The sequence below is a fragment of the Methylocystis sp. genome (assembly GCF_050251305.1).
GTDB lineage: Bacteria > Pseudomonadota > Alphaproteobacteria > Rhizobiales > Beijerinckiaceae > Methylocystis.
In genome coordinates this window covers 1-5,125 of record NZ_JBFWNB010000090.1, presented here as the reverse complement: position 1 = coordinate 5,125, position 5,125 = coordinate 1, and the positions used below count along the sequence as shown (strand labels likewise).

Genomic DNA, 5,125 nt, shown 5'->3' with positions numbered 1-5,125 from the left:
CCGTCATCCCCAACAACCCGTCGCGTGCGATCAAATATCCGCTCGACAAGAATCTCTACGCCCAGCGACAGCTCGTCGAATGTTGCTTCTCAAAACTCAAGCAGTTCCGCCGCGTCGCAACCCGTTTTCGAGAAGACCGCCCAAAATTATCGGGCAGTCATAACAATCGCCGCAATCGTCCTGTGGATGCGATAACTGTCCACACGACCTAGGGGGGCGTGATCTGGCGTTCTCGACAGAACGCCCCCCGCATGGCAGAAGGCGGCGCAAGAAATCCCGGCTTGAACGGCTTATCCTACGCCCTCATGCTGAGGAGGCTCCGCAGGAGCCGTCTCGAAGCACGAGGGCATCGGCCGCGCGCGCATGCGTCCTCGTCCTTCGAGACGCCCGCACCCTGGACGTCCGCGCCCAAATCGGGCAGCCCGTCCCGGGTGCGGGCTCCTCAGGATGAGGACGCAGCGCTCCCCGCCCCAGATCGAATCGCTATGACCGACATCGTCAAACTCGAAGAAGACACGCTGCGCCAGATCGACGAGGCCGCCGACGAGGCCGCGCTCGAAGCGGCGCGCCTCGCCGCGCTGGGCAAGAAGGGCGCGATTTCGGCGCTGCTCGCGACCCTTGGCAAAATGTCGCCCGAGGACCGCAAGACCGAAGGCGCGAAGATCAATGCGCTGAAGGACAAGGCGGCTGAAGCGATCGCCGCGCGACGCGAAGCGCTCGCCGAGGCGGCGCTGGAGACCCGCCTGAAGGCCGAGACGCTCGACGTGACCTTGCCCGCGCCGGCGGGTCCGCTGGAGCGCGGCCGCATCCATCCGATTTCGCAGGTCACGGACGAACTCTCGATCATCTTCGCCGACATGGGCTTCGCCGTCGCCGAAGGGCCAGACATTGAGAGCGACGACTATAATTTCACCAAGCTCAACTTCCCGGAGGGCCATCCCGCGCGGGAGATGCAGGACACCTTCTTTCTGACGTCGGAGTCCGGCGAGAAGCGGCTGCTGCGCACCCATACCAGCCCGGTGCAGGTGCGCACCATGCTGTCGCAGAAGCCGCCGATCCGCGTCATCTGTCCCGGCCGCGTCTATCGCTGCGACTTCGACCAGACGCATACGCCGATGTTCCATCAGATCGAAGGACTCGTCATCGACGAGACGACGCATCTCGGGCATCTCAAATGGACGCTCGAAGAATTCTTGAAGAGCTTCTTCGAGGTGAAGGGCGTGAAGCTGCGCTTCCGTCCATCCTTCTTCCCCTTCACCGAACCGTCGATGGAGGTCGACGTTCAGTGCCGGCGCCAAGGCGGCGAAATCCGCTTCGGCGAGGGCGAGGACTGGATGGAGATTCTGGGCTGCGGCATGGTGCATCCCAATGTGCTCAAGAATTGCGGCATCGATCCCGACCGCTATCAGGGCTTCGCCTTCGGCGTCGGCGTCGACCGTCTGGCGATGCTGAAATACGGCATGTCGGATCTGCGCGCCTTCTTCGACGCCGACACCCGCTGGCTGGAGCATTATGGATTCAGGCCGCTCGACTTTCCGTCGCTTGCCGGCGGGCTGAGCGGGTAGCGACGATCTCGCCGCGACATGGCCGGGCGCATCCCGGCCGTCCACATCACACTGAGCAGTAATAGAGACACGAAACCGGAATGGCGCCGCTCTCCCCCATCACAGTTGAACCGCTTGGCGTGGGTGCCCGCGACAAGCGCGTGCGTGACGAGCCCTTGGCGCAGACGCCCGACAACTTCAAAGTTCGCAACTGATGAAATTCACCCTCTCCTGGCTCAAGGAACATCTCGACACGTCGGCCTCGCTGAGCGAGATCGTCGAAACGCTGACGCGCATCGGCCTCGAGGTCGAACATCTGCACGACCCGGCCGCGCAGCTCAAAGACTTCACCATCGCGCGCGTGATCGAGGCGAAGCCGCATCCGAACGCCGACCGTCTGCGCGTCTGCATGGTCGACACGGGAAGCGGCGCGCCGGTGCAGGTGGTCTGCGGCGCGCCCAACGCCCGCACCGGCATGAAAAGCGTCTTCTCGCCGCCAGGCACATACATTCCCAGCAAGAAGATCACGCTCGGCAAGGGCGTCATCCGCGGCGTCGAGTCGCTCGGCATGCTCTGCTCATCGGCCGAACTAGAACTGTCCAACGATCATGAGGGGATCATCGATCTGCCCGAGGACGCGCCGGTCGGCGCGATCTACGCGCAATGGGCGGGGCTCGACGATCCGATCATCGAGATCAATCTCACGCCCAATCGTCCCGACGCCGCCGGCGTCTACGGCATTGCGCGCGACCTCGCCGCGGCGGGCCTCGGCGTCCTCAAGACAAAAGACATTCTGCCGGTCGAGGGCAAATTCCCCTGCCCGGTCGGCGTCACGCTCGGCTTCAAAGAAGAGGACGCGCATCTGGCGCCCTTCTTCGGCCTGCGCCTGGTGCGCGGCGTCAAGAACGGGCAAAGCCCCGCCTGGCTGCAGGCGCGCTTACGCGAGATCGGCCTTCGCCCGATCAATGCGCTCGTTGACATCACCAATTTCCTCACCTTCGACCGCGCGCGGCCGCTGCATGTCTTCGACGCGAAGAAGGTGAAGGGCGATCTCATCGTGCGCCGCGCGAAGACGGGCGAGACGCTGCTCGCGCTCGACGGACGCACTTATGAGCTCGACGAGAGTATGGTCGTCATCTGCGACGAGAACGGGCCTGAATCGCTGGCCGGCGTCATGGGCGGCGAGGCCTCGGGCTGCGATGAATCGACGACCGACGTGCTGATCGAAACGGCGCTCTGGGATCCGATGAACATCGCGCACACCGGCCGCAAGCTCGGCATCGTCACCGACGCGCGCTATCGTTTCGAGCGCGGCGTCGATCCCGCCTTTGCGCTGCCCGGCGTCGAACTCGCGACGCAGCTCGTGCTGGAATTTTGCGGCGGCGAGCCGTCCGAACTCACGCTCGCCGGCGCCGTTCCGCGCACGCCGCGCGTCATCGGTTTCCCCTGGGCCGAGATCAAGCGGCTCGCCGGGATCGACGTCGAGCCGGCGCAGGCGACCGTCATTCTGGAGCGCCTCGGCTTCACGGTCGAGAAACGCGGCGACGACGGCGCGCAGGTCGCCGTTCCCTCATGGCGCCCGGACATCGAGGGCAAGGCCGACATCGTCGAGGAAGTCGTCCGCATGATCGGCGTCGACAATGTGCCCTCGACGCCGTTGCCGCGCGCGAAAGGCGTCGCCGCGCCGGTTCTGACCATGATGCAGAAGCGCGCGCGCAACGCCCGGCGCGCGCTGGCCGGCCAGGGGCTGGTCGAAGCCGTGACATGGTCCTTCGTCTCGAAGGAGCAGGCGAAGGCCTTTGGCGGCGGCAAACCGGCGCTGGCGCTCGCCAATCCGATCGCCGCCGATCTGTCGGACATGCGGCCGAGCCTGCTGCCCGGCCTCGTGGCGGCCGCCGGCCGCAACGCGGCGCGGGGTTTGGGCGATCAGAACCTGTTCGAGGTCGGCCAGATCTTCATCGACGCCGCGGAGACCGGCCAGCGCCTGGCGGCCGCCGGCGTGCGACGCGGACTGGCCGGCGCCGGCCGCCACTGGTCGGCGCCCGCGCGCGCAGCCGGCGCGTTCGACGCCAAGACCGACGTCATGGCGCTGCTCGGCGCGCTCGGCGTCGCAACCGGCGGTCTGCAGATCATTCCCGGCGGTCCCGCCTGGTTTCATCCCGGCCGCTCGGCGACGCTGCAATTCGGGCCCAAGACAATCGTCGGCCATTTCGGCGAATTACATCCGCGCGCCTTGAAAACCATGGACGTCGAGGGCCCGGTCGCGGCGTTCGAGATCATTCTCGACGCGCTGCCCGCCCCCAAGGCGAAGCCGACGAAGATCAAGCCGAAGCTGGACATTTCCGACCTGCAGCCGGTTTCCCGCGATTTCGCCTTCATCGTCGGTCGCGGCGCGGCGGCGGGCGATCTGGCGAAAGCCGCGCAGGGCGCGGATCGGGCCTTGATCGCCGATGTCGCCGTCTTCGACGTCTATGAGGGGAAAGGCGTGCCCGAGGGCAAGAAATCGATCGGGCTCGCCGTGACCTTGCAGCCGCGGGAGAAGACGCTGACCGACGCAGAGATCGAGGCCGTGGCGCAAAAAATCGTGGCGGAGGCGCAAAAGAAATGCGGCGCGACGCTGAGGGGATGACGGTTCATCATGGAGCCCGAAGCCCAATCCAGGCCATGGCGCCCGATGGATGGCTGTGGCGCGACGTTTGCCGCCAAGGCGCGGGCCTGTTTGGCGCCATATTCGTCGCGTCGGCCCTGTTACTCGTGAGTCCAGCGACGGCGGCGCCGCGAAGCATCGACGACTGCGAAGCGATCAAGGACGCCGACGCCTATAACCGCTGCCTCGCCTCCTTCGGGCCGACGCGCGGCGCGCGCGGCGCGACCTACCCCGGCGTCGCCAGCGAAGGCGCCCCAAGCGGCAAAGGCTCTGGCGGCCGCAGCGCCTATCGCCCGCGGTCACGCCATGGCGGCGCACAGCTGTCCTATGGCCGGCGCGGCCGGATGCGGATGGAATTCACGCCAAGGGGAAGATAGAACCTCAAGCAGATGTTATGTGGCGCCAGTCGTCAAATGTTCCGGGAACGATCCAACAACGGCCTGTCTAGTCTCCTCGTCAAAAAAGAAATACAATCGAAACCCATATCGGGGATCCCGAGAGTTCTTGCCCTTAAGGTGGTGATCCAACTCCCGACGCACGCCGTTGAATCGCACAAAATATTCGTCTCCAAATTGGCCAGAGCGGTCCCCCGCAAAACATGGGAGGTCTTCTAAGCCCATCTCAGCGAGAGCGAGTTCATAGCTTTGGCGTGTGATTTCTCCTCGCCTCATCCGAACGTAATGATCCTTTAACAAGAGCAATGCTCTGTAGGCAAAAGGCACATCCTCGAAGTGACTCTTCTGCGCAGCTTTCAGAGCTCTAGGAAGCAGCACTACGCTACCCGACAAGCTCTCGACCGCCCACTTATTGAGCTCTACAAATGTATCAGGAATAGTTGTCGCCTTGGACACGCCAGAATCTAGCAATGCTTTTTCAAGATACTGGACTCTTGCCCTCAAGTTGAGGACCTCTTCGCTCTTACGTTCGACTTCGT

4 protein-coding genes and 1 pseudogene are annotated in these 5,125 nt (G+C 64.5%); 4 read left to right on the top strand and 1 reads right to left on the bottom strand.

All coding sequences use genetic code 11. The features are described 5' to 3' along the window. The 4 genes and pseudogenes from AB7F41_RS17050 to AB7F41_RS17035 form a co-directional block, all read left to right on the top strand. Window positions 1-195: pseudogene (locus tag AB7F41_RS17050) on the top strand (transposase); the annotation flags it as partial. Between the two features lie 290 nt (window positions 196-485). Then, the gene (pheS, locus tag AB7F41_RS17045) at window positions 486-1,565 is read left to right on the top strand and encodes a phenylalanine--tRNA ligase subunit alpha (protein WP_428385981.1); all 1,080 of its coding nucleotides are present in this window, start codon (window positions 486-488) and stop codon (window positions 1,563-1,565) included. A 193-nt stretch (window positions 1,566-1,758) separates the two neighbouring features. Then, window positions 1,759-4,173 carry a phenylalanine--tRNA ligase subunit beta gene (gene pheT, locus AB7F41_RS17040; protein WP_428385979.1) on the top strand — a complete coding sequence of 805 codons (2,415 nt, stop codon included), beginning with the start codon at window positions 1,759-1,761 and terminating at the stop codon, window positions 4,171-4,173. 125 nt (window positions 4,174-4,298) lie between these two features. Next, a complete protein-coding gene (locus AB7F41_RS17035) occupies window positions 4,299-4,568 on the top strand; it encodes a hypothetical protein (RefSeq protein ID WP_428385977.1) in 270 nt (89 codons plus the stop codon). Between the two features lie 15 nt (window positions 4,569-4,583). Here AB7F41_RS17035 and AB7F41_RS17030 read toward each other — a convergent pair. After that, window positions 4,584-5,125, bottom strand: a 542-nt coding sequence (locus AB7F41_RS17030; RefSeq protein ID WP_428406717.1) for a hypothetical protein, incomplete at its 5' end; no start/stop codon positions are given.

What these genes read in the sequence shown, in the direction of transcription:
- pheT (WP_428385979.1), top strand. Translation starts at nt 1,759, where the DNA reads ATGAAATTCACCCTCTCCTGGCTCAAGGAACATCTCGACACGTCGGCC.
- pheS (WP_428385981.1), top strand. Translation starts at nt 486, where the DNA reads ATGACCGACATCGTCAAACTCGAAGAAGACACGCTGCGCCAGATCGAC.